Here is a 23,212-nt window from a genome sequence, read left to right on the forward strand (position 1 = left end):
TGCATTAAGGTTAATGGATTATTTCTTTTATATTAGTGCTACTCCAACCGATAAAATCGATACCCTCGGACTTCCAGTCCTCTGTTTTTTAAACTCGCTTTGACTTGGTTGAGTGTATTTGGCTTTTCTTGCTGCTCAAAAATACCTTCTTTATACAGTCGCTTATCGAAGCTTTTTTGCTTTTTATAATCATCAAATATCTCGTTAAGATACTGGCTTTTGTAAATCAGCGGTGGTCTGTGATCAGTGTCGATGTAGTCGAAAAAATCAATATCCAGTTGCCACATTTTCACTTTTATACGTTCACGTAAAACGGGTAGGGGACTGGTATTAAAGTTATCGTACCCCATAAAACTCACTTTACCTGACGTGATGTGAATTTTGACTAAATCAATCTCATCAAGTTCGCCATAAAGTTGAATGGCTGCCCCGACATAGACTCTTAATAATGCGGGTAACTTATCAATAAAGTGTTTGTGAAGCTCCAGTGAGTGATCTGGATTCATTTTACTGGCAGGTAAATCCTTATGTGCTTGAAGGCAGGCTTGTTTGATGAGCTCTGTATCGGCGATGGAAAATAATAAGTGTTTTGCTTCAGTAATGGCTACTTTATAAGTACCAAAAAAGACTTTGATATCGCGTTTTTGCTCATCAGGTAAACGTTGATAGCCTTTGTGTTGCTCAAATTGGCTTAGCGCAAAATAGACGAGTAAATCTTCGCGGCGAAATGAGGCGGCGCAATTGAAGTTTATTTTGGCTTGCTCATCTTGTACTTGAAGTAATAAAGCAAAGGCTTTCTTGGCGTTATCGCATACAACTTTGAGTGCCTCCATATCAGCGAACTCTTCATTAATAGGCAGTCTTCCGAGTGCTAGACACCGTTCCCAAAAAGCATTGAGCAGAGGTTTATATTGAGTGAATAGTAGCTGTGCTTGTATGTTGCTGGTGGGAGTAGGGTGGGTAATTTGTTGCCATTGGTGATGACGTTTATGGCGACTGGCTAAAAAACGCTGCTCTTCAATTTTGTCGCGAAATATATAATAAATACCGGGTGCTATCGCGATAGCATTTTCATCTAAAACACGTTCAATATAGCCTTTTAGCTCTGCTTGGGCATAGTATTTTTGAAAGGTATTACGTGAGGTGATAACACCGTCTTTATAGGGCTTAAATTGATTAATATAAGTCTCATTAGCGAGCATGGCTGAGACGACTAAGAGTTTTTGAGTGAGCGCCCATGCTTCCAGTAATGCTTCACTGCGTTCAGTTTGATCTTCAATAACGTTAATAATAAAACCGAGATTAACTAGATCGGAACTGACTTTTTCTGCATCGGGTTGAAAATTAGGATCCCAGCCTAATGCATCGAGACCATGTGCTTGTAATTCGGTGAGATCGCCTCCTTGCCCGCAACCATAATCAAACAAACTGAAGTCACCGTTTAAGAACCCTTGTTTGGCTAATTGTTTCATAGGGGCACTGAGTTCATGTCTAACTATGGCGGTTTTATGTCTATCGATACTGGTTTTGAACTCAGCACTAGTGATATCACTGGCCTCATTTGAGCGTTTGAAGAGTCGACCTTCAATGAGTTGGTAACCTTTTTTATTGATGATCTTCTCCCAAGATTGTTTGAAACCAATTATGCGAGTATTTTCATATAACCCTGCTTCTTCACCTTCTTGTGTGAGCGTTTTAAAATGAAGATAGCTTGGATGAGAGCTTGGGATCATGGTTTCTTTACGGTGTAATATGGGCGGATTTTCAAAGGCTTGGTATTGAGTTATACGATGAGACAATTTATTGAGATCGATAGTGACACTTTGAGTGAGTGCTGGGTATGATTCATCAAAAAAATCAGGGTAAGATAATAAAGATAATTTGAAATTATTTTTACTGAGTTTGGCTACATGCCATTGTTCTGCATCAATGTTTAGGGCTTTGCCAACAGCAATAATAAATTGGGTCAATTCTGGTTTTAGCGAATCAAAAGCAATTTTATGGACATAATGGGCATCAGGGAGTTTTTTCCCTAGAGGCATGGCGAGTACCAATTGTTTGAATTTATCCGCATCCATTTTATGTCCTTTTATCATTGAGTGGGGGTCATCCGTAAAAAATCGGGTCAGAGTAAACTTTTAAGCAATTACCCTGATTTAGTCAACGATTATCATTGAACAATAATAGTTGTACTTACACTGACTTTAACAATCAAGAGAAAAGCAAAGCCAAAGCAGTGTGTCGGTTATGTCGAGGAGCTAGGAGTCGATAACCCAATCATAATGCAAAGACGGGCATGTGATTATTGGGATTGTGGTTGAATCTTGAGGGCTGGGGAGGTATTATCGACCGTCTTAATTGTTATCACCCTTCAAAAAGAGAGAATACCGATATGAACAAGTAACTACAATGACACTATTATTTTTTATAAAATTTAAGTGTATTTTGTTGTTGCAAATATGTTCATAAGAATATTTTTCTCACTGCTATTGTTTCTATTCGTTCTATTATCGAACTGGGCCTATTATCGAAGTAGAGCCGTGCTTAGCAGCTTCATCATATTTCACTGTGAACATTATCTGTGATATCTATTTTTACCCTATTTTGCCCCTGTTTTGACTCTATTTTAATCAGGGCATGTTTTAGGCATTGAGGGTTAAAACCTACTGTCATCATAAGCGAGTTTATAATAAGTGTATAATTAATAAGTTTATTATTGAGCACGCAGTGATGGTCGTTATTTTGGAAATGTATTATGACTGAAAATAATGTAGATAAAGATAAATATGTCGTTGAGCATAACGGTGTTGTTTGGGATGGTTATGCACAAGCCAATGGGGCTTGGTCTAAGCCTGTATCACAGGACATTATTGAGCAAGCGAAACAAGGGCATTGGAAAGTGCATATCACCAAGAAAGCCTTAGATGATACTTGGTTACCAAAGGATATAAGCGGAAAGAAAATCCTTTGTCTTGCGTCTGCTGGTGGTCAGCAGGCACCGGTTCTATCTGCTGCGGGTGCAGAGGTTACTGTGTACGATATTTCCAAAGGCCAGTTGGATAAAGATGATTTTATTGCTCAACGGGATGAATTGACGCTGAAAACCATTCAAGGTGATATGCGCGATCTCTCCGTTTTTAGTGATAACACCTTTGATTTTATTCTTTCACCTATTTCAAATTTATATATTCCCGATTTGGCGCCACTTTGGCGAGAGTGTTATCGTGTGTTGAAACAAAATGGTGTATTGCTGACCAGTTTTTATAATCCGGTTCTTTTTATATTTGATAAAGATACACCAACAATTGAACAAGGGTTACTCAAGCCTAAATATGTGTTGCCTTATTCTGATGTCAGTAGCTTGGATGAAAAGGACTATAACGAGAAACGGTTAAATGGAGAAGCATTGGTTTTTGGTCATACATTGACACAACAGATTGGTCAACAGATAGAGGCTGGATTTGTGGTATCAGGATTTTATGAGGATGATCATCCGAGTCCTCGTTTTCTTATTGAGCAATATATGCAAACCATGATAGCGGTAAGATCCGTTAAGTTGTAACCTTGAATGGACAGGCGGCTTCGGGAGCCATTATTACGCGTTCGATACAATGGAGAAAAGAGTGGCTTGATACCTTTATTGCCGACGAAGTCGGTATGGTCTATCTTCCGGCAAAAGTGTCATATTCCTTGACTCAGGTTTTGCCAGTGGAATTTTTGTCGGCTCAAAAAATAACCGTTGAATATCAAGGTCGGTCTTATAAAGTGTGGGTGTATGCTAAAAGAGATCCTGTGGAAAACTCGGAGTTAAAAGGAAAAGTACTGCAATTGCGCTGTGAGTTGTCTGATGAATTAGTTGGGCAAACGCTTTTAGAACCGTATTTAAAGACATCATGTCAATTTGATTAAATACTTTGTTTAGCGGCTTGAAAGAATACTTATAGCATTCATGATAGCTTGCGGCTGTGTTTTAAGATAAAATTTGGTTTCTCATTGAAGTATATGGATTTTTATCGCCAATATAAGGCTAAGGCTAAGGCATAAGGAGTTTTTCATGGAGCTTGATACAGATTTTATTCGCCTGGCAACACATCAGGATGTGGATAGGATTTGGGCTATTCGAACCCAAGCTATTTTGACTAGCTGTGCTGAGTTTTATGCCGCGCAGAAGGTCGCCGTTTGGGCGGATTCGCCTATGCCAACAGATTTTGCTGATATTTTGGTGACACTCAAGGCCATTGTATACGAAGAAAAAGGCCAGGTTTTAGGGTTTGGCTTTATCGATAGTGATAAACAATCTCTTGAGTCTGTGTTTGTTGACCCTTCTCATCACGGCAAAGGCATAGGAAAAGCGTTGGCACTTGCGCTACAACAACAGGCGATTAATGCGGGGATCACTCGCTTATCCTTATCGGCGTCATTAAATGCGGTTCCCTTTTATAAGCGTCTTGGTTTTATTGAGCAAGCTTCCCACTTCTGGCAACACCCTTCAGGGGTAAAGCTTGAATGTGTCCCTATGACTAAGGCATTGCTTAGCTGTTAATGCCCATTTTAGATTACTATTGTATTGAACGAATAGTGTTGACCGAATATGAGAGCCCCTATTACGTAGTGAGGGGCTTTAAGAAAAACGCATCTAACTTAGGTTAATTCTTGATAACCTAACTCCATTATACGTTGCAATAACGTGGGTTTTGCATAAGCTTCACTAAAATGATAACGCCCCACGGGATACACAGTGATGTCGGTATCCGAGGTATTGTCCGCTAATGTTTTTGCCATATCCTTGTTAATTTTGTCATCTTTGCGATTAAGGAGTGTATTCGCAAGAGGCTCTGCGGGAAAGCGAGCATCGTCATTAGGCATAAGATCAAATAATTGATGTATGATACTGGCCGCATTGGTGGGAATACCTTTATCTTCATTGAAGATTGAAACGCCAGATTTAATACAGTCGGCTATTTTTTCTGCGGTGGTACCTGCGTTAGCAAATAGGCGACCGGAAGCTTTATCTATCATGGGCTCTTCTACTGCGACTTTTACTCCTGAAATTTTAAGGAGTGTTTCTGCACACGCTTTAGCTAAAGGGTACATGCCTTCATGGGTTGAGTCATGTGCTTCTGCGATTAAAATAATTGCACTTTGATCTTTCTTTGATGAATGCATGACATGAAAGTCATAGGTGTAAGGAAGATCGGCCGCATCCATGGTTTCCAATGCGTATAATTTATATTCTTTGAGTACAGCAAGTATTGCTTCTCCTTGCTTGAGTTCACTGATCTTGGTTTTTCCTCGTTGCTCTGCCATTAGGCCATCCTCTATGTGATAAATGGTATAGAAATGTGGAATGTGTGCTGATAATTGACCGTTTCCTATTTTTAGGCTTAGGTTTAAAAGCACATTCTTAACAATGAGCACATTAGCGCGGGAGTGCGTTGACTTCCTTTGTCATCGGCATAGATCTGTTTGTTATCGACTTTAAATCAAAAGACATTAACTGATTGGCTGTGAACCTTAAGCTGTGTCTATGTGAGAGTACGTATTTCGTGAGTATGATTTACCATGAGGGATCAACAATTGACTGAAGGTAAATGATATCAACTTCCTGACTTACTGGTAGAAGAATATTCAAACGCATCCATAGCTCGAGCACTATATGTTCACCCTGTAACGATCTGAATTGTTCATTTATTTACTTAGATTGGTATAAATCGCACGGAAAAAAGCGAGTCATCTGAGCAAGCACAACACATAGTCAAATTTTGAACTATAGTCTTGGTATTCGTGAGCATACAGTAAGCATACTTTATGCTCATTTTTATGAACTACTACAGGGATAGATCTTATGGGGAGCTTTTCACTTATACGGCGGCGTGATTGGAGAAAGTTACTATTATGTATCTTAGTCGTATGCGTTGGAGTATTATTAACAGGGTGTAGTAAGGAAGGCGAGAATGAAGATAATCGTGCGATTTTGTCGGTTGAGGCCTTTGGAAGTAATGCATTTGTTAAACTTCATGCATCCGATACGCAGGCGGGGCAAGGGCAATCGATACTCAGTACAAGTTATACGGTCGCCGAGCTTACAGAAAATACGGCATCCATGACACCTTTTCATCACATAGAGGGAGTACCTCACACTGAGCATCATCTTGTGGCACTTTCTCCGGGTGAGTATGAGATTAGATTAACAGTAGATTTTGGTGCTGCAGTGCTTGAAAGCGCAAATAGTGAACGAATAGAATCGAGCACGACAGAGACACTTATAGCTAGCGAGATCATTGTGGTCAATGAAGATGATGGTTATGCTATTTTAGAAATCGATGCCGATCCAAATTGTCAGGTGTATTGTGCCAATCACTTAGATAATGACTCTGATGATGTGAATAAAACCTTTTGTTATACCGATTTTACGGAGAATGAATGCAGTTCAACGGCGCTCAACATAGAAAATTTATTAACAACGGCAAAAGATACAGGCTTTGATACTGATGGTGTGGAAGATGATGATTTATTGGTTTGCTTAAGAGCCATCGGTGCGCCAGGAACCTCAGGAAGTGGCTATGATTATGATGGGAATAGCCGTGAGGGGGGGGATTTTGGTTATGGAGGAATGGCTCAAACGGTTATGACTTACAGTGAGCTTTTAGCGGCCAGTGATGAGGTGGATGATAATCATTATCTTTATTTATTGGTGGGTGAAGAAGGTGCCAGCAGTATGGTGTTTACCGCGGATTTTACCGATGCGACCAGTTGGACCTATGCTGATATTGCGTTAATCGGTGGCGGTGGCGGCAGTGGTGGGGATGGTCTATATACATCGAGTAAAAGCATTACCAATTATGATGGTGGTGATGGTGGTCAAGGTGGTGTGGTCTCTGTTTATTCATATGCTTATTACACTGATGATCCTGATAGCACGGATTATGATTTTTGTGCCTTTGCTGCGGGAGAAGATGGGGTACATAGTTACGTTCAGGCTGATTTTGATTATATTTATGGCACGGGATATCCATTTGAATCTGGCGGCTCAGGAGGGGGCAGTGATTATGCAACATTGGTGGATTGTAGCGATGAAGATACAGTCAACAGTGATTATGCGGTAGGAGGAAAAACCGATTTTGTTCATGCTGAATATCTTGTTACTAATCATGGCCTCACTAATGGTCGTAATGATGGTTCAAGTGGTTTAGGGGGATTAATCAATTATTCGCCTTATGCTACCACTGCAGACACTGAGTCTTATACTGATTGGATTAATGACAGTGAACTGTCTGGTAGTTACTATGATAATTTTGACGCCACTTATGCACTTGAAGATGAAAATGGTGATGCAACGGCTGCACAGTCTTATCCACATTCTGGTAGTGGCAGTTTTGGTTATGCAGAATACAGTGCTTATGCGGGTAATGGTGGTGCTGGTGCCGGTGGTGGCGCTGGTGGCGCTTATTCATCCGGCGGCGGTGGTGGTGGAAGTATGGCGAGAAGTTACTTGAGTGATGCAAGTAGTAGTGCCGCAACGGATTGGTGTGAGCAAGACAGCACTTATAGTACCCAAGGCAGTAGTGTTGGTGGTATGGTGCAGGTTATTTTTTATAATGGCAAGAGCTGAATCGTCATAGACTAGGTAAGCGGTTATTGATGGAAACAGAGTAACCGCTTTTATGTTGTGTTATGAATTATCGAACAGCATCATTAGGCTCGCGATTTAAGCAGAGCACCAGGGATGAGGCGGCATCTCATTGATGCAGGTGTAATAAGGTTTTGTATAATCTTCATTAAAATGATACCCCCACGGGATATACAGTTAGGCGACCGAAGGCTACATCTTTCTTTGATGCATGACATGAAAGTCATAGGGGTATGAAAGATCGGCTGCTTCCATAGTTTCCATTGCATATAATTTATAGTGAGAGTACGCATTTCGTGAGTATGATTTGGTATCATAAATTAAAAGGAGATTGATAATACAATAAGATAGTTTTGACTCGCCTATCATGATAATAGCTTTTTTTATTGAGTTTAGATTCAAGTTCCGCATCAAAGAGTGAGATAGATAAATCCCAAGTGAGATAATCGACTTGTTTGTCTAATAAAGGTTCTAGGTATTGTTTAACAAAAGGATACACACGGTGATCAAATGACACGGCAGATAACCTTTGCGCTTTAGATTGGAGTGTGATCTTTTGTGCTAATTTTGTTAATTCATCGACTTTGTTGCTTTCTAATGCAGGTAAAATGGCTGTTGTGGGTAAATAGTAGCTGGTATACCATCCCGCATTGTTAAACATAGCAAAAGTCGGATCTGTGGTATCAGACTCGATGATTAGTTTATTTTTTAATGGTATTTGAGTGGCTAAGGTATTTAATCGACTCAGTGCTTTTTTGCTATTTTTTTCATTTAAATTTTTAAAATCTAACCAGATTGTCTTTATTTCAGCAGCGGGGATGGCTGATATTAATTGTGTTAATGTGATACCACTTAAGGTATGACGATCATGGCCGACAAGAAATTGGTTTGAGTTTTCATCAAATAGCACATCGACTTCAAATGAGCGAAAATGATCAGTCCAAATATTGGATAACTTACCTATGGTATTGACTCTATGAGCAAGAATACGTGAACCTAATTGACTTTGATTAATCAATAATCCATTTTGCGCTTGTTGATAGAGGTGATTATCTGGGCCTGCATACCATTTTTTACTATTGAGTGTGACGGCATTTTCAGGCTGTAATTGATAATCAGGCGAAGTTAAATCATTGCTGGCCTCATAGCGATGGGTATTGATGTCCATAAATCCAATCAAGGTGTCATAGATATCATCATTGCTAAAAAGCTGCTGATCATGTTGCTTAAGCAATCGGTATTTTTTAGGGTACCTTGCTTTGTATTCTGGGGATAGCCAGAAGATGAGTGGAATTTGTGTCATTTCATAAGTAAAGTTGCCATGGTTATGGCCTAATTGTTTAATAATATCTTCACTGTGATCGGCGAAATAAAGCAGGCCTCTCACTCCATTTGATTGTTTTAGTTGGTTGATGATCGAACTGACAATAAAGTCGTTGTAGCGCACACTGTTATCGTAGCAATTGATTGATGCCGTGAGTGAAGGGCTTTTGTTTGCCAGCTGGCCAAATTGAGTAACAGGTAACTCTGTATGATAGAATTGATAAGCCGCTGGATAACGTGTGCAATAATTACTGTGGTTTCCCATTAAATGTACGAATAAGACGCGATTTCGTGTTGTGGCTTTAGCTAGAATTTGACTTAATTTTGTTAACATGGCGCCATCATAGGATTGTGTATTAACGCTTTTTCCCATGGAGCGGTTAAAAGGGAATAAGTGAGAGGCTTGATGAGCAATAATGGAGACGAGATTATCCCATGCGCCATACAGAAGTTGGTTAGTGAGCCAATAGGTATCGATATTGGCTTTATTTAAAATATTAATAATCGACAGGGAATGAAAATAGGCTTTTTGATTTTGCTGAGTGGCTTCAGTGAGTGCTTTGGAGAGAACAGGCATGGTATGTGTGTGAGCCGAAAAAGCATTTTCATAAATGATGAGTTGATGCTCAAAAGCCATTTTATCTAATATTGGTGTGGTTTCTCTCATGTAACCGTATAAGCTCATATGGCGTTTGTTGAGTGATTCACCGATAATAACGATGTAGGTTTCACCTGTATTGTGTTTGCTTGCAGTAAAGGCAATATCGTGATTTTTTAACTGGGCTTGAGTTTGCTTAAATAAGGCTATTTCTTGCCAATATGTTTTCATTGCATTTAAGGTGAAATCATAGAGCTGGTTATTTTTTCTGTCTAAATAAGATAAGGTTAAAAAGACAATCAATATAAATAAAAATGATTTTATTTCAATTCCTTGGCTGTCATTATGCTTTTGCTTAATTAATAAGGTAGTGGTTGCGAGGATCAACAAAGCAAAGAAGACGACTCCCATGGGGGAGACAAAGGCTGTGAAAAATTCAACGGCTTCTTTGAGATTGGTTTGCATAATGGCGTAAATCGTTTCTTTTGAAACAGACGAAGCAAAATTGAGGACATAAACCAGATAAAAGGTAGGAAGGACGAGTAAAAGACAGGAAAAGATGACATTAATGATTTTTATTTTTGGCCATTTTATTGAGTGGCTCAATTGTATTATTCCGATAAATAAAAAAGCAGTGGCAAAAGCAAGCAGTAAATATGTTAGTTGAGTATGAATACTAATAGTGTGGAAATTGATTTTGTCGGCAATGATCATCAAGAGAAATAATAAATAGCTATTGAGGGCGACATAAGTATATTGATAATGATGGAGATAAATAATACAAGATGACCATAGTAGTGGAAACAGCCAAGCATCACCAAAAGCGGTATTTTCTGTTGTGCCGATAAAGTAATAAACTGATGACCAAGTTATTATGGTCGATAGAGTGATGAGGATACTGCTTACATAGTGTTTTTTTACTCGTGTGTGTTTCATAGTTGTATATATAACGATGATTGAAATTGTTAATTTGAGCGCTTTGTTTAAATAGAAGTGTAGTAAAAGGAAGTAGGAAGTGGATACTGGCTGTCTGGTGATCACAAGATCCCATTATCTTGTTGAGTTTATATTAGCATATCGTGAATAACGTTTGAGTGATAGAATACAATAAGAAGGGCTCGTAAGTGACTGCCTGTACAAGGTATCAATGAGATGAAAAAACATCATGATGAGTATGCAAAAAGTCGCACTTCACACCTTGATCCGGCGATATTTTGCGATCATGGGCCACGTGGGTTAATACTGTCTGAGACTGGAACATTAGTCGGAAAACGTTTAGCAGTAAAAGATGTTTTTCAATTAAAAGGAGAGAAAAATACCGCCGGCAGCCCAGAATGGTTTCGCACTCATGATGGGGCCAAAGAGACTGCTTTTTCTTTGTTCCAGTTATTAAAGGCGGGCGCGGAGTTTATTGGGTTTACTCATCTCGATGAATTGGCTTACAGCATGCAAGGCAGTAATATGCATTATGGTGCAGCCGATAATCCTAAGTTGCCAGGCTATTTTTGTGGAGGCTCTTCAATGGGATCGGCCGCTGCTGTTGCTTCAGGAGCAGCGGACATTGCCTTAGGAACGGATACGGGAGGTTCAGTTAGGGTGCCTGCCAGCTATTGCGGCTTGTTTGGGATCAGAACGAGCCACTCATTAGTTCCAAGGCAAGGCGTGATTGGCTTAGCGCCTTGTTTTGATACTGTGGGTTGGTTTGCTCAGACGGCATCATTATTAGGTGATGTGGGAAAGGTATTGTTACCCCCATCATGTCTGCCGATAAAAAGGTCAATGCGTTTAGTTATCTGTGATGAAATCAATCAACTGGCCGATGTGAATATTCAGCAGGCAATGGCTGAATATCTGCCTAAACTCCAAGGGCACTTTGATAGTGTTGAGAGGGTATCATTATCAGATAGCCTTATTTTGTCTCAGTTAGCCGATGTTTTTCGTATTTTACAAGGTCGTGGGATCGCGAAAGAGCATGGAAATTGGCTTAAACGCCATCGCCCCATATTGTCTGATGATGTTGCGGCTAGAGTCGCCATGGCTTTGTCCATTACTGATGAGGAAGTGGCTTGGGCGAGGCGAAAGCAGCAAGATTGGAGTCAACAGATGGCAGCTTGGTTACCCAGTAATGACACTGTATTACTTCTACCCACTTCAGCTACGACAGCATTAAAGAAAGATGCTCGCTTGTCAAAAGAAGCCTTAATAGGACTTCGTCAAAGACTATTGGGCTTAACGGCCATAGCGGGATTGTGGGGGGCGCCACAATGCCATGTACCTGCTTTTTCAATAAGAGGATCCTCTGGTGAAAAGAATATTAAGGTGAATAAACCATCAGGGTTTTCCTTGTTAATGGCCCCGAATAATGATGCGGCTTTACTTGCATTGGTGGAGGACATAATGGCATAGTCCATGTGAAGTTGAGGCTATCATAAGATCATGAGTTTGTTTATTGACTAAAATAGAGGAGTAACGAGTGATATTAGCGATATCTTTATAAGATGAAATTAATTTTATAAAGGCTGAGTTTTATTGCTGATGAAGGTTAAATAAGTGTATGATTGTGGGCATCAATTTATTTGATGTTAAGGGTTAATCGGTCATACTAATTGGGGGTTAATATCTGTTTTTATTAATATAAGGGGCTGTTTACAGGGAGCAGGCTTGATATCTTTCACATAGAAATTAGGGGTTCAAGCGAAGCATATAAGGAAATAAAAAAGTGGCCTACTATTCGCTTTTGAGTGTTTTTTAGCTCATTTGATTATCAGTCAAGGTGTTGCGGGTATGTTTAGATGAAATACTTTCTTATTTTTTTGCTTTTTTTTATGAGCTTACAAGCTGCCGCCAGAGAAGCAATATGTGGAAATATCGACAATATTAATGCGTTACGTGCAGATAATCCTAAGGTAAAAGTGCCCGCTATTTACCCAGAAGTGACTTTAAAATCCCCGCGCTCTGAAAAGGCCTTTCTGCCTCCTCATACTAAAGGTTGTGCCGCTGTAACCTTTACCTTATCAAAAAAACCTCATTCTAAAGGTGAGTTATTGACGCCTCAAAATGTCAAAATTTACAATGCCTCAGAAACACGGTTTGGCCTTGCAGCCATTAAAGCGGTGTCGAAGTGGAAGTATTCTGCAAAAGAAATAGAGCCTAGTACTCTGTACTATACTATTATTCGTTTTTTATAATCGACTCTATATCTAAAATCATTTCCTTTAGCGGCTAACAATCTTTGCTCTGTCTGTTTGAGCGTTAGGTGTTAATTTAGCGTTCTCATATCTCATTGACTACACTTTATTTTTAGACAAGAGCACTAAGGTGTTTTGTTGCGCGCATAAAAAGGATTTTTATGCTTGTGTTGACTCACTTTGTTCTCTCGCTTGGGCATGCTGTATTAAGGCGCCTTTTGTTATGTCATGCAGTTTTGGCCCTGCGGCGATGGACAGGTCGATTTATCGTATGCTTATTGTGAAAAGGTTACACCATAATCTCTTCAATTTATAAGGCCAGATAAAAGTTCAGTTCAACGTTATTAAGTGCTGTTAAATCTAGGAAGATGGAAGATAAATGATGAATAAACTATTTGTACCCGGTTACCTAAACTCTTTAGCAGGGCACTGGCAGCGGTATTGGTTTGAACAAGATATAGATAGCTATTGGGTGGAACAAGAAGATTGGGCCCATCCAGATTGTAATAGGTGGGTGTCGACATTGAATAATTTAGTTGACAGTGTTTCAGGGCCAACAATCTTTATTACTCACAGCTTAGGGGGAAACACAGTTGCACATTGGTGCCAACGTTATCCAGAGAAAGCGGCAATGATAAAAGGGGCTTTTATGGTGGCAGTGCCAGATGTACAACGAGATGATTTTCCAAAGGTGATTACAGGTTATAATTCGCCACCATTAGCGCCGTTGCCTTTTTCCAGTGTAATGTGTGCCAGTAGTAATGATCCTTATTGTCGCTTTCAGCAGGCTCATTTTTTGGCGAAGCATTGGCAGGCTGAATTGATCCCCGTTGGTGCGCTTGGTCATATTAACATTGATGCTAATATTGGTGATTGGTCTGAAGGAAAAGCACTTTTCGACGTGTTTAATCACATGATCCAACTGCGTGATAAAAAACAATAGGATTGAATATTGCTTGCTTAGAGGGGGCTAAGCCTCTGTTGTTAGTTGAGGTTCTGCTTGTTGATAGTGTTAATTAACCTGAACTCGGGATAAGCAGCGCCGCTTAATAGCGCTATTTTTGCCCCTATCTGTGTTGTGCTTTCTACTAATAGCCTGCTATTAGATACGAAATCTCGCCTTGATATCGACAAAAATTGCAGTATTAAGCCAACTTCGAAAATAAAGGATAACCTAATTTCATTTAATTTGCTGATATTAAATGAATTTCATAATATTGTTGACACTCATTATCCCGAGTTCAGGTTAATTATGCTTCTGATCAAGATTAAGTGTTGGCTTGACTTTAAAACTGCTTATCTATACAGTGCTGTTTATTTATACAGTATAATGTTTGTGTTAAATACAAGCATTAAATGGACTCTAAATAAGGATATTAACATGCCAACAACATACTGCCATTGCGGTAACGTTCAAGTTAAAGTTGATGCATTGCCCGATACTCTAACAAGTTGTAACTGCTCTATCTGCCGAAGAACGGCCGCGTTATGGGGATATTACCCACAAGCTCAAGTCTCAGTCTCAGTGAAAACTGAACCTTTGCAAACTTACTGTTGGGGGGATGAGTATATTGACTTTCATCGTTGTAGCCAGTGCGGGTGTACGACGCATTATACTTGTCGTCCTAAAGCCGAAATGGACCGAGTGGGGGTGAATTTTAGATTATTCGACAATGAAGTCGTTCAACGGTTAGCGGTTAAAACTGTCGATGGTGCTAGCTTTTAATCGTTATTTTTGACTTAGATGAGTATTATTTTAAAGTTTACGCCGTTATCCCATTGTTAATGGTAGAATAAGCGTTATTTTTTAGCGCTTTTTTATTGGTTATCTTTTTATGTCTTTTTCATCAATAGGATTAATGCCTGAACTTGTCAGCCGTTTATCCACTTTAGGTTATACGGATCCTACACCCATTCAATCATTGGCCGTCCCTGCCATATTAGCAGGGCAGGATGTGATGGGAAAAGCGCAAACGGGCACGGGGAAAACCGCCGCGTTTACCTTGCCGATTTTGCAACATTTAGTCTCTGCCCGCCAAGCTTTTGAGAAGAGTGTTGACAATAGTTCTGATAATAGTGCCAATAATAGTGTTAGTCACAGTGTTAACGGCGAGTGCCAAAAAAAGAAGCAGGCTGTTGGTGCATTAATCTTAACGCCAACAAGAGAATTGGCGATACAAGTCCACAAGAGTGTTAATACTTATGCTCAAGATTTATTGTTATCAAGAGTGGAGGGGGGAGCTGAGCAGCAAAGCGGCTCAGGCTTTTGCTGTGCGCTCATTTATGGTGGCGTCAGTATTGATAAGCAGGCAGCAGTGCTAGCCCAAGGCTGTGATATTATTGTGGCGACACCGGGTCGGTTATTGGATCATCTGAGCAGAGGCAATTTATCGCTCAATACTTTGGACTTTTTGGTGCTGGATGAAGCGGATCGCATGTTGGATTTGGGTTTTAAAGATGACATTAATAGCATTCTTAAAGCCTTACCTAAAAGGGCTTCTGGTATCAATAAAAAGAGACAAACCTTATTTTTTTCAGCCACCTTTAATCCATCTGTCTTTAATTTGAGTCAAAAATGGCTTAATAAGCCGACATTGATAGAAATGGATGAAAAAAATAGGGTAGCGAGTCAAGTTGAGCAAATTGTTTATCAAGTGGATAGCGATAAAAAAACAGCGGTGATTTGTCATTTGATCAATAAAGACAGACGCCATATAGAGGCTGTTCATTCTAGCCTTGAATCGCAAGTGTTGATTTTTTGTCGTAAAAGACAAGGTGTGGATCAATTAGTACAGGCATTACAGACACAAGGGATTGAAGCACAAGCGCTCCATGGTGATTTATCACAGAGCGTGCGAGAGCAGGTATTGACTCAATTTAAGCAAGCAGACGTGCAAGTGCTAGTGGCGACCGATGTTGCTGCACGTGGCTTAGATATAGAGACGCTGAACACGGTGATTAATTATGAACTGCCATTTAAGGCGGAAGATTATGTGCATAGAATTGGCAGGACGGGGCGTGCAGGTAACAGTGGCAAAGCCATTACTTTATATAACGAAGAAGATGCCTTGCTGCTTGAACAAATTGAAACCCTATTAGATACCCGCTTGCCCCAGCAATGGTTGACGGGGTTTGAACCGGATCTCACTAAAAGTACACCTGTGGATTATAAAAATACTAAATCGGCGCAGAAAAAACGGGCGAGAAGAAGGGCATTGAATCATCGAAAGCGTTAAGTTTGCCTTTTATTCTGTTTATTTTGTGCTATCAATAATTTTCAAAGGAAAATGAACACTAGTGGGTATTAATACCAATCCCATTATATAAGTGATCTTTCAGCGGGAATTCAACATGCTGTAGGCAAGGCAGATGATTGAAGCTAATAGTGATTCTATATCGAAAGCAGCTAACGTAGCATAAAGTATGTTGAAACCCGCACAAAGTGAGCTTCTCAGACATTCCACTTCTGCGTTGCATTCATTTGAAAGGGAATCACCATTACTGCATAAATGCGCCTTGAATTGAAAAGCCTGAGAAGCTCTGAATTGATCATCTATATAATGGAATTGGTATAAGGAAGATAAGTCAACACAAGGAGCTAACATGGAGTTAGATATTTACCAAGTAGATGCTTTTACATTTGAACGGTTTAAAGGTAATCCTGCTGGTGTATGTATCACCGAAAAAGGGTTAGATGAGCGTTTAATGCTGGCCATTGCGGCTGAAATGGCCGTGTCAGAAACGGCTTTTCTCTCTTTGAGTGATTTCAGTCTACGTTGGTTTACGCCGCAAGTGGAAGTGAGTTTGTGTGGCCATGGTACTTTATCTGTGGCGCATATTTTACAAGAGACAGGGAGGCTCGCTGTCGGTGATGAAATGGGTTTTAACACTTTATCGGGCACCTTATCTGTCATCGCTCAGCATAATCGCATCGCCATGGCGTTTCCGTCACCTAGCTTGGATTTTTCAGTCCATATCAATGAAGTCTTATTTGTGTATTTAGGTATTCAACCTCAGCAAGTGGTCAGTTATTGCGGTTTTGATGGTAAATGGTTAATTGAAGTCATTGATGAGTCTATTGTGTTGGCATTGGCACCGAACTTTGAACAGCTAAAACAATTACCTGGCCGAGGCGTTGTGGTAACAGCAAAAAGAACGACAGCGAAAAATGATGCTGTAATAGCGCACCATAGTGTTGACAAAGGCGCTGATTTTATTTCACGTTATTTCGCCCCTTGGGTGGGGGTGAATGAAGATCCTGTGACGGGATCGGCCCATTGTGCCCTTGCTGTTTATTGGCAGAAAAAGTTAAATAAAACTTGTTTAAAAGGCTATCAAGCATCTCAGCGTGGTGGCTTTGTTGATATGGAAGTCTTAGCTAATGAGCAAGTGACCTTAATGGGTCAAGCCGTCACGACATTGAAAGGCAAAATTATCCTTTAATCGCATTAGCATATTTTGAAGTATATTATGAAGTATAGGGAAGTTGTATGATACAAGTTGTAGAGCAAGTCATTTCAGTGAATGATTTTATTCGTTTAAGGCAGGTTTCAGGGTTAAGCCCACGCCTGTATGAGGCGGTTGAAAAAGGGCTGCCTAATAGTCTATTTGGCGTGCAGATTGTGATTAACGATCTTATTGTGGGCATGGGGAGAGTAGTGGGAGATGGTGCCTTAAATTTCGATATCGTTGATATTGCTGTTGATCCTGCTTATCAAGGTCGGGGTTTTGGTCGCCAGATCATGCAATCCATTATGGATTATCTCGATCGTGAAGGCATGTATCTCATTAAAGAGTAAAAAATGGATGTTAATAAAATGGAAAAGCAAGCAATAAATGGTCTTGAAGCACCTTGCTTAGCGCTCGATAGCTCAAAACCAGAAGCTTTGGTAGATACTGCAGTGGTAGAAAGGGCAGCGGTAGAAAGGAATGTACAGTTCGATATTATCCATGAAGACAATCAGAGTGTGCTGAATGAGCTTATCAGTGGTGTGCGCCAATACAATATTGAGCACATGGGCGATGAAAAAACCAAGCCTCTAATGGTGGTCGCGCGTGATAGGGATGGCAAGACGATTGGTGGTGTTGCGGGTGTGACGATTTACCAAAATTTTCTTATCACTGTGGTTTGGGTGGATGAAGCCCACCGAGGCTCAGGGTTAGGGCGTCAGTTAATGATGCAGGCTGAAAATGAGGCTAAGGGGCGAGATTGTTTAGTGGCCCAGCTCGATACCTTATCATTTCAAGCGCCAGCTTTTTATCAAAAGATGGGCTTTGAGATTGTCGGTACTGTTCCAGGATTTGCAAAAAGCCCTGCCCGTTTCTTTATGCTTAAGCGTTATGATGAGGAAACTAAGTAAAGTAAGAGCGATACGATATTATCAACATAAAGCCTAAATCTTAAAGTTTAAATATCAGTAATCATCGAATGGAGTCGTTTTTAATGTTTAATCCTATACCTGAGGTTAGCTTAGAGTTAAAACCAGATCTTAAACAAGAGCATAATGATAGCCCTGAGCCTATCAGTATCATGAATGCCTTTGAAAGTGTACGCTGCTTTAACGGCAGAACCCCTGAAACCACAGATGGAGAAATCCAAGGTGCTACAGCATTGTTATCAACATACCGCAATGGTGGAGTGTATATAACCCATTATTGTGGTTTCAGTGAGTGGGAGCAACATTCACAAGGGGATGAGTTTGTACAGGTGATGAAGGGGGAAACCCACTTAATCTTATTGCTCGATGGCATAGAGCAGCGTCATTTGTTGACCTGCGGACACATGATGGTGGTTCCTCAGAGTGTTTGGCATCGCTTTGAATCCCCCAAAGGCGTAAAAGTCATGACGATTACGCCGCAGCCGACAGAGCACAGTATTTCACATCCAAATAATAAGGAAAAATCAGATGGTACCAGATGAGAAAGCACTTAACAGAGTGATGAAAGGTGCGTGTAACTGCAGGGAAGTGATGTTTGAGGTGTCCACATCAACGTCGGATATTTATATTTGCCATTGCTCTATTTGTCGTCGAGCCACAGGGACCAATGGTATCGCGGTGATTGTGGTAAATAAACACGATTTTTGTTGGTTAAAAGGGGCCAGTAGCATTAAGACTTGGCGTAAACCCGATCATGATTGGGAAACATCATTCTGCCCAACCTGTGGCTCCAATTTACCTGGAATGAATGATGATGAGCGCATGTATATTCCCGTGGGATTATTAACAGAAGGCGCCGAGTCATTAGGTGTTGCCCATCATATTTGGGTTGATTCTAAAGCCCCTTGGGATCATATTGCCGATGTGGGTAAGCAGCACCTAAAAGCTTTCATGGGGTAATGTTTTGGCAAATGCGTTTTTATTGGCTTTTAAACAACTAAGAAGACGATGATTTCATGAAAAACCTTTATCATTTACTTCAACAAGCTGATCTTAATAGACTGAAAGAGAGTGAAGAGTATGAGCCTGACTCATTAGTCCTTGATGGCTTTATTCATTTAGCCTATAAAGAGCAGTTGCCTTTTATTCTTCAGCAATTTTTTGTGCCTGCATTGTTGAAATCGGGTTTACTCAGTGAAGGGGAAGGGTTACAAAATGTTGGACTTTACTTAGTAGAAATCGCTTTTGCTAAATTAACCGCTAAGGTTGTCGATGAACTAGCAGTGGGTCTAAATAAGCTTGACTCCTTAGAGCTTTATCCGCATTTATACGGCGGTCTAAATCGGGAGGCCATTTTAACAATAAGCGCACTTCACATTAATGCTCAGGGAGATTACTTAATATCGGCCCTTTAAAAATGTCGTGGTCAATAGACCATGGAAGTAAGTAAGAGATTAGAGACGTCTTAATAATCACTTTTAATAACCACTCTTAATAATAGTTATTAATAACAAGGGCTAATAAAAAAGAGCGAATAAAGGGATGAAACATGATTGTAAAATGGATAGATGTGCTGCCTATTAAAGGGCAAGAGCAGGCTTTTTCAATTGCTCAAGAAGCATGGGCGACCACCAATGAATGTACAGGGTTTAGCGGTCAACTCGGAGGCTGGACAACAGCCCAACGAAGCGCCGCTGCCAGCATCAATGAAAGTGCAAGGGAAAGCGGAAATCCTCATTCGCGAGCGATGTTGTTGGCATTTTGGCATGATATGCCAGCAATAGAAGACTTTATGGTGAGCAAGCATGATCTCATTGCTCATAATAATCAGCAAGCGCAAACCTATGAGGCTTGTTTAGTGCATTATTTGAGTCTTGAGCTTTCTTTGAATGATCTTGCGTTGCAACAATCTTTACAGCAGGCGATAATCGATTTTAACGCTATAAATATCAATGATATTGGCTTTATTCGTATTGCCGATTGTACGCTTAAAACAGATGAGCATGAATGGGCTGAACACGCATTTTTTCAGGATCAAATTCATGTTTGGAACCCAGCAATGCAAGCTTGTGAAGGCATGTTAGGAGGCGCGGTTGCGCGCTTTCAAAAAGAAAAAAATCGTTTCTTAGTGATTTCTTTTTGGCAAAATGAACTGTGCCATCACAAGTATTGTCAAGGGGCGTTTAAGGCGGCGAAGCGTCAAGTCAATTTGGCCGCTTACATGGATAAACTCACAGGTCATTATATTGTGATTGAACCAAAATGGCATATAGAGAAAATGGAGCGAGAAAGAAGCGTATAGGAAATTTATAAAGATATTTTAAATAGCTTAGCAATAAAAAAGAGTGGGTAAATATGTACTGTTTATTATTGAGATCTAGGTCTTATAATCATTATTGTTTTCCCTTATTAATTACTGTATGTTTTACCTTGCTAGGAACAGCTGTATGCGTTGATATTAACTATGGCGCTTATATCACTATAATTTACGGATAAATTGACTTTAGTTTAATGTAAAAATTGATTACTTCTTATTTTTGTTCCTAGCGCCATGATAATTAAAGGGACAATGAATAAATGAAAAAATCTAGGATCGCCGCAGCTTTATTTTTAAGTTTAACCAGTGCATCAGCATTTTCGGTTAATGACAATAGCTACCACAATGAGGCTCAGTTAGAATTCCAAAGTTCAAGTGAAAACTTTTCGGACGGTGATTGGGATTTGAATTACCGTTACTATGCTTCCCCCGTTGATCAAAGCAAGGTGCCTTATGCTCTGAGTGGTTTTTTAGCACAAAGCTCAAGTATAGGGGCGCATTTTAAATTCAATAATGATATCACTGATTACCGTACATATGGCATTCAAGGACAATACGTTTTTGATTCAAAATGGTATATTGATGGTGTGATAGACGCATCTGATAATAACCCTGATGCTTCAAGTGCCAATAATGCGACGACATATGGTATTGGTGGGGGTTACTACTTCAATGACACTTCAGTGGTTTATTTGACTTATCGACGCACAGATCAAAGCCAAGGTATGGAAGATACTGACCGTTATACATTAGGTGTTAAAGGTTATTTACCCGTTAAAGTCACTGAAGGCATATTAATGGGAGCAGAGCTAAATAACTATCATTATTCAACGGCAGGTGTCACTTCTACTACTGACTATAATATATACGCAGACTGGTATATTACTCGCCCATGGTCGTTCGGAGCGAGTTATACCTTGGAAGATCAAAGTGACACTGACGATATTTTCAGTATTAACACGGCTTATTTCTTGCGTCTAACTGATATGCTTTCGGCCCGTATAGAAGTTGAAAAACAGCTTGATCCAAACGAAGATGGAGTAACAGGAAAATTAATACTGAACGGTCGCTTCTAATACTTAACTGTATATTAGAATAACGGTATAAATGAATTGGATGACTGACAATGAATGCTAGTTTTGAAGTCACTAGCATTTATGATTAAAATTTTATAGTTGAATATTACTTTATACAGCTTGAGTCATTTTATACAGCCAGATATTCAATATTGTGCCGTTATTTGTCTTCTTACTTTATTTTAATTATTGAATCCCAAATAATGAGTAGATTGTTAGCATTGTGTGAGCAGTGAAATTGACTTTATTTAGCCTCAATAGCAAGTTTTATGTTTTTTGTTTGTGAGTAAGAATGACGTTGCTGCGATAAGTAACAGGGGGAGACAGGATAACAGGGAATAAAATCATTGGTTAACGATTTTTTATCGTGATAATCTATTGATTATTAATAAGAGTGTTGGTTATCCTGAAAATCTAAGCACCAAGTCATTATTTGAAAGCATTTCATTTGAAAGAAGCCAATAGAAAGATGGCTGACATCTTGTGCTTTAGGTTTCAGCCAAAGAACATATAACAGAAAGTGTGAATTAAAATGGAAATCAAGGGGCAGATGGAGAGTGTTAATTGAATCATATTGAAGTGATGAATAGCTGGTTAGCAAGAACTCGAGCAGTCGAAAAAGCCCATTTCAAAGCCTGTGTGCGATTTCGAAAATGGCATTACATTTGGGGAGGTGCTACCATTTTTAGTGCATCTTTAGCCACGACCATTACAGCTTTGTCTGAAAGTGAATCAAATATGAATTGGTTTGATACCAGTTGGGGTTTCGGGATCAGGGTGATATTAGCTTTGTTCGTACCGGTCTTCGCATCGTTAACGACTTTTTTAAACTTTAATGTGAGATCGAAAGAGCATCACTATGCTGCGGCAAAGTTTTCGTCTCTTAAACGGGATTTGTCTATCGAAATATCTAAGTATCATCATTCAGCGAATACCTCAAGTGATGATCCTTATCAATTTCTTAAAAAAATATGCCGAAAATGGAATCACTTAACTGAAACATCTCCTGCTTTATATAAACAAGATTGGAATAGAGAAATTGAAGCATTTGAAGAGCACTTTATTGATAAAGTCCCCGCTGTGCGTCACGTCGCCTAATAAGAGAACTGACATTCGACTTGAGAAAAAGGGTATCATATTGCTGAGGGACGCAGGTGTTAAACGGACTCAATCATATTACTGTTACCGTAAAGGATTTGGACGAGTCCTTTATTTTTTATGTGGATCTTTTAGGCATGAAACCTCATGCTAAATGGGATAAAGGTGCCTATTTATCATTAGGTGAACTTTGGTTTTGTTTATCTTGTGACGAGGTTAGCCCTAGCCAAGATTACACTCATATTGCTTTTGATGTTTCTTGTTCAAATTTCCCACTATTACAATCGCAATTAATGGCGGCAGGAGTCGCACAATGGAAGCAAAATAGCAGTGAAGGTGATTCACTTTATATATTCGATCCAAACGGGCATAAACTAGAGATACATGTCGGTTGTCTTAATAATCGACTTGATTCTTTAAAAATCAAGCCATATAAGAGCTTGCAACTCTTTTAAAAGTAGATGTACAAAGTGACGAATAGATTGTTCAATAAAGATAAAAAATGATTGCTCGGTTTCTTTTCATCTTACATTGAGGAGTCCATTTTGTGTATTCATTACTTCAGCGATGTAAAGTTTTGCTAACTTGAATATCGATACAACTC

Annotated in this window: 22 protein-coding genes; 19 read left to right on the forward strand and 3 right to left on the reverse strand. The window is 39.6% G+C overall.

Annotated features, from left to right (window positions below):
• Positions 1-38: 38 nt before the first annotated feature.
• Positions 39-2,078 (reverse strand): DNA phosphorothioation-associated putative methyltransferase, encoded by a 2,040-nt coding sequence (locus tag Q0791_RS09045; protein WP_299005084.1) that lies wholly within the window; start codon positions 2,076-2,078, stop codon positions 39-41.
• 677 nt (positions 2,079-2,755) lie between these two features.
• Between Q0791_RS09045 and Q0791_RS09050 the strand changes: the two genes are divergently transcribed.
• The 3 genes from Q0791_RS09050 (at position 2,756) to Q0791_RS09060 (ending at position 4,543) form a co-directional block, all read left to right on the forward strand.
• The gene (locus Q0791_RS09050) at positions 2,756-3,562 is read left to right on the forward strand and encodes a class I SAM-dependent methyltransferase (protein WP_299005087.1); all 807 of its coding nucleotides are present in this window, start codon (positions 2,756-2,758) and stop codon (positions 3,560-3,562) included.
• Between the two features lie 2 nt (positions 3,563-3,564).
• Positions 3,565-3,909: a DUF6795 domain-containing protein gene (locus tag Q0791_RS09055; RefSeq protein ID WP_299005090.1), complete on the forward strand. Its 345-nt coding sequence runs from the start codon at positions 3,565-3,567 to the stop codon at positions 3,907-3,909.
• Between the two features lie 145 nt (positions 3,910-4,054).
• Positions 4,055-4,543 (forward strand): GNAT family N-acetyltransferase, encoded by a 489-nt coding sequence (locus Q0791_RS09060; protein WP_299005093.1) that lies wholly within the window; start codon positions 4,055-4,057, stop codon positions 4,541-4,543.
• Positions 4,544-4,641: 98 nt separating this feature from the next.
• On the opposite strand, the gene Q0791_RS09065 is transcribed toward Q0791_RS09060, so the two are convergent.
• Positions 4,642-5,307, reverse strand: coding sequence for a hypothetical protein (locus tag Q0791_RS09065; protein ID WP_299005095.1), 666 nt, complete (start codon positions 5,305-5,307; stop codon positions 4,642-4,644).
• Between the two features lie 538 nt (positions 5,308-5,845).
• On the opposite strand from Q0791_RS09065, the gene Q0791_RS09070 reads away from it, so the two are divergent.
• On the forward strand, positions 5,846-7,612 hold the full coding sequence (locus Q0791_RS09070) for a hypothetical protein (protein WP_299005097.1): 1,767 nt from the start codon (positions 5,846-5,848) through the stop codon (positions 7,610-7,612).
• 331 nt (positions 7,613-7,943) lie between these two features.
• Here Q0791_RS09070 and Q0791_RS09075 read toward each other — a convergent pair whose 3' ends face one another.
• Positions 7,944-10,487: a phosphoethanolamine transferase gene (locus Q0791_RS09075; protein ID WP_299005100.1), complete on the reverse strand. Its 2,544-nt coding sequence runs from the start codon at positions 10,485-10,487 to the stop codon at positions 7,944-7,946.
• 216 nt (positions 10,488-10,703) lie between these two features.
• On the opposite strand from Q0791_RS09075, the gene Q0791_RS09080 reads away from it, so the two are divergent.
• From Q0791_RS09080 to fos, 15 genes are all read left to right on the forward strand, one after another.
• Positions 10,704-11,957 (forward strand): amidase family protein, encoded by a 1,254-nt coding sequence (locus Q0791_RS09080; protein ID WP_299005103.1) that lies wholly within the window; start codon positions 10,704-10,706, stop codon positions 11,955-11,957.
• A gap of 386 nt (positions 11,958-12,343) precedes the next feature.
• The gene (locus Q0791_RS09085; protein WP_299005105.1) at positions 12,344-12,739 is read left to right on the forward strand and encodes a hypothetical protein; all 396 of its coding nucleotides are present in this window, start codon (positions 12,344-12,346) and stop codon (positions 12,737-12,739) included.
• A 379-nt stretch (positions 12,740-13,118) separates the two neighbouring features.
• Positions 13,119-13,682, forward strand: coding sequence for an alpha/beta hydrolase (locus tag Q0791_RS09090; RefSeq protein ID WP_299005107.1), 564 nt, complete (start codon positions 13,119-13,121; stop codon positions 13,680-13,682).
• Positions 13,683-14,120: 438 nt separating this feature from the next.
• Positions 14,121-14,465: an aldehyde-activating protein gene (locus Q0791_RS09095; protein ID WP_299005109.1), complete on the forward strand. Its 345-nt coding sequence runs from the start codon at positions 14,121-14,123 to the stop codon at positions 14,463-14,465.
• A gap of 109 nt (positions 14,466-14,574) precedes the next feature.
• Positions 14,575-15,975, forward strand: a complete 1,401-nt coding sequence (locus Q0791_RS09100; protein WP_299005112.1) for a DEAD/DEAH box helicase — start codon at positions 14,575-14,577, stop codon at positions 15,973-15,975.
• 367 nt (positions 15,976-16,342) lie between these two features.
• The gene (locus tag Q0791_RS09105) at positions 16,343-17,182 is read left to right on the forward strand and encodes a PhzF family phenazine biosynthesis protein (protein ID WP_299005115.1); all 840 of its coding nucleotides are present in this window, start codon (positions 16,343-16,345) and stop codon (positions 17,180-17,182) included.
• Positions 17,183-17,229: 47 nt separating this feature from the next.
• Positions 17,230-17,538 carry a GNAT family N-acetyltransferase gene (locus Q0791_RS09110; RefSeq protein WP_299005118.1) on the forward strand — a complete coding sequence of 103 codons (309 nt, stop codon included), beginning with the start codon at positions 17,230-17,232 and terminating at the stop codon, positions 17,536-17,538.
• 102 nt (positions 17,539-17,640) lie between these two features.
• Positions 17,641-18,099: an N-acetyltransferase gene (locus tag Q0791_RS09115; RefSeq protein ID WP_299005168.1), complete on the forward strand. Its 459-nt coding sequence runs from the start codon at positions 17,641-17,643 to the stop codon at positions 18,097-18,099.
• A gap of 83 nt (positions 18,100-18,182) precedes the next feature.
• On the forward strand, positions 18,183-18,659 hold the full coding sequence (locus Q0791_RS09120; RefSeq protein WP_299005121.1) for a cupin domain-containing protein: 477 nt from the start codon (positions 18,183-18,185) through the stop codon (positions 18,657-18,659).
• The gene (locus Q0791_RS09125; protein WP_299005125.1) at positions 18,646-19,077 is read left to right on the forward strand and encodes a GFA family protein; all 432 of its coding nucleotides are present in this window, start codon (positions 18,646-18,648) and stop codon (positions 19,075-19,077) included. The genes Q0791_RS09120 and Q0791_RS09125 overlap by 14 nt, the downstream gene beginning before the upstream one ends.
• 56 nt (positions 19,078-19,133) lie before the next feature.
• A complete protein-coding gene (locus Q0791_RS09130; RefSeq protein ID WP_299005128.1) occupies positions 19,134-19,532 on the forward strand; it encodes a DUF952 domain-containing protein in 399 nt (132 codons plus the stop codon).
• A 134-nt stretch (positions 19,533-19,666) separates the two neighbouring features.
• Complete coding sequence (locus Q0791_RS09135; protein WP_299005130.1) at positions 19,667-20,419, forward strand: DUF4937 domain-containing protein; 753 nt, start codon at positions 19,667-19,669, stop codon at positions 20,417-20,419.
• A 275-nt stretch (positions 20,420-20,694) separates the two neighbouring features.
• Positions 20,695-21,510, forward strand: coding sequence for a putative porin (locus tag Q0791_RS09140; protein WP_299005132.1), 816 nt, complete (start codon positions 20,695-20,697; stop codon positions 21,508-21,510).
• Positions 21,511-22,074: 564 nt separating this feature from the next.
• Entirely contained in the window at positions 22,075-22,608 is a 534-nt protein-coding gene (locus tag Q0791_RS09145; RefSeq protein ID WP_299005135.1) for an SLATT domain-containing protein, read from the forward strand.
• A gap of 56 nt (positions 22,609-22,664) precedes the next feature.
• Positions 22,665-23,063 (forward strand): fosfomycin resistance glutathione transferase, encoded by a 399-nt coding sequence (gene fos / locus Q0791_RS09150; RefSeq protein ID WP_299005137.1) that lies wholly within the window; start codon positions 22,665-22,667, stop codon positions 23,061-23,063.
• Positions 23,064-23,212: the final 149 nt, after the last annotated feature.

Origin of the sequence: uncultured Shewanella sp. (assembly GCF_947495455.1) — a bacterium.
In the GTDB taxonomy this organism is placed as follows: domain Bacteria; phylum Pseudomonadota; class Gammaproteobacteria; order Enterobacterales; family Shewanellaceae; genus Shewanella.

What these genes read in the sequence shown, in the direction of transcription:
- Q0791_RS09045 (WP_299005084.1), bottom strand. Translation starts at nt 2,078, where the DNA reads ATGGATGCGGATAAATTCAAACAATTGGTACTCGCCATGCCTCTAGGG.
- Q0791_RS09050 (WP_299005087.1), top strand. Translation starts at nt 2,756, where the DNA reads ATGACTGAAAATAATGTAGATAAAGATAAATATGTCGTTGAGCATAAC.
- Q0791_RS09060 (WP_299005093.1), top strand. Translation starts at nt 4,055, where the DNA reads ATGGAGCTTGATACAGATTTTATTCGCCTGGCAACACATCAGGATGTG.
- Q0791_RS09065 (WP_299005095.1), bottom strand. Translation starts at nt 5,307, where the DNA reads ATGGCAGAGCAACGAGGAAAAACCAAGATCAGTGAACTCAAGCAAGGA.
- Q0791_RS09070 (WP_299005097.1), top strand. Translation starts at nt 5,846, where the DNA reads ATGGGGAGCTTTTCACTTATACGGCGGCGTGATTGGAGAAAGTTACTA.
- Q0791_RS09075 (WP_299005100.1), bottom strand. Translation starts at nt 10,487, where the DNA reads ATGAAACACACACGAGTAAAAAAACACTATGTAAGCAGTATCCTCATC.
- Q0791_RS09080 (WP_299005103.1), top strand. Translation starts at nt 10,704, where the DNA reads ATGAAAAAACATCATGATGAGTATGCAAAAAGTCGCACTTCACACCTT.
- Q0791_RS09085 (WP_299005105.1), top strand. Translation starts at nt 12,344, where the DNA reads ATGAAATACTTTCTTATTTTTTTGCTTTTTTTTATGAGCTTACAAGCT.
- Q0791_RS09090 (WP_299005107.1), top strand. Translation starts at nt 13,119, where the DNA reads ATGATGAATAAACTATTTGTACCCGGTTACCTAAACTCTTTAGCAGGG.
- Q0791_RS09095 (WP_299005109.1), top strand. Translation starts at nt 14,121, where the DNA reads ATGCCAACAACATACTGCCATTGCGGTAACGTTCAAGTTAAAGTTGAT.
- Q0791_RS09100 (WP_299005112.1), top strand. Translation starts at nt 14,575, where the DNA reads ATGTCTTTTTCATCAATAGGATTAATGCCTGAACTTGTCAGCCGTTTA.
- Q0791_RS09105 (WP_299005115.1), top strand. Translation starts at nt 16,343, where the DNA reads ATGGAGTTAGATATTTACCAAGTAGATGCTTTTACATTTGAACGGTTT.
- Q0791_RS09110 (WP_299005118.1), top strand. Translation starts at nt 17,230, where the DNA reads ATGATACAAGTTGTAGAGCAAGTCATTTCAGTGAATGATTTTATTCGT.
- Q0791_RS09120 (WP_299005121.1), top strand. Translation starts at nt 18,183, where the DNA reads ATGTTTAATCCTATACCTGAGGTTAGCTTAGAGTTAAAACCAGATCTT.
- Q0791_RS09125 (WP_299005125.1), top strand. Translation starts at nt 18,646, where the DNA reads ATGGTACCAGATGAGAAAGCACTTAACAGAGTGATGAAAGGTGCGTGT.
- Q0791_RS09130 (WP_299005128.1), top strand. Translation starts at nt 19,134, where the DNA reads ATGAAAAACCTTTATCATTTACTTCAACAAGCTGATCTTAATAGACTG.
- Q0791_RS09135 (WP_299005130.1), top strand. Translation starts at nt 19,667, where the DNA reads ATGATTGTAAAATGGATAGATGTGCTGCCTATTAAAGGGCAAGAGCAG.
- Q0791_RS09140 (WP_299005132.1), top strand. Translation starts at nt 20,695, where the DNA reads ATGAAAAAATCTAGGATCGCCGCAGCTTTATTTTTAAGTTTAACCAGT.